This is a genomic window from Pseudomonas sp. Colony2, assembly GCF_019382755.1.
Classification (GTDB): domain Bacteria; phylum Pseudomonadota; class Gammaproteobacteria; order Pseudomonadales; family Pseudomonadaceae; genus Aquipseudomonas.
In genome coordinates this window covers 280,468-281,282 of the sequence record NZ_CP080030.1, presented here as the reverse complement: position 1 = coordinate 281,282, position 815 = coordinate 280,468, and the positions used below count along the sequence as shown (strand labels likewise).

Genomic DNA, 815 nt, shown 5'->3' with positions numbered 1-815 from the left:
CAAGGACCTTACATGGACGTACTAATGGGCCTGCTGGCCGCCCTGCTCTGGGGCGGCACGGACTTCCTCGTGGGCCTCAACGCCCGAGCTGTCGGCGTCAAACGCGCGGTGTACTTCGGCCAGGCGCTGGGCTTCCTGATCATGACCCTGCTGCTGGTCATATTCCCGGCCTTCCTCGTCAAATCCCTCGCGGCGCCTTTGAGTGTGTGGCTCCTGGGAGCCGCAGCAGCCCTGCTGACCGTCTCCGGCGCCCTTGCGCTGTCCAAGGCCTTCTCGCTGGGCAAAGCGGCGATTGTCGCGCCGCTGGTGACGTCCTACGGTGTCGTGACTACTTTGCTGTCATGGGCCAGCGGCGAACACATCAGCCTGATCCAACTCGGCTGCATCGCTCTCTGCGTAATTGGCGTGATCCTGTCCAGCATTCACAAGGACAATGGCGTCCCTCACAACAGTTCCAGCCGCTCAATCGCCTACGCGATGCTCGCAGCGTTGCTCTACGGCACAAGCTTTTGGGTGCAGGGCCGCTACACCCTGCCGACGCTTGGCCCGGTCACGATGCTTTGGCTTGGGTATTTGGTTGGCCTGTGCGTCCTGGTGTTGATGGTGCTTAAGATCAAAGACGGCCTGAAAATCCCACCGCTGAAAAACTGCGCAACGCTGACCAGCGCGAGCCTGATGAACCTGGGTGGGTTCTCGGCGTTCTCGTGGGGCGCAATGGCGGGGTCGGTTTCCGTGGTGACGGTGATCAGCACCCTGTCCGGTGGGATCGCCGCGATTCTGGGGTTTGTGTTTTTCAAGGAGCGGGTGTCAGCGGT

General features: G+C 61.7%; 1 protein-coding gene. It reads left to right on the top strand.

The genetic code is table 11. From position 1 onward, the window contains the following. Positions 1 to 24: 24 nt before the first annotated feature. Positions 25 to 815: DMT family transporter (locus tag JV201_RS01220; RefSeq protein ID WP_219407123.1), on the top strand; the 791-nt coding region annotated here is incomplete at its 3' end.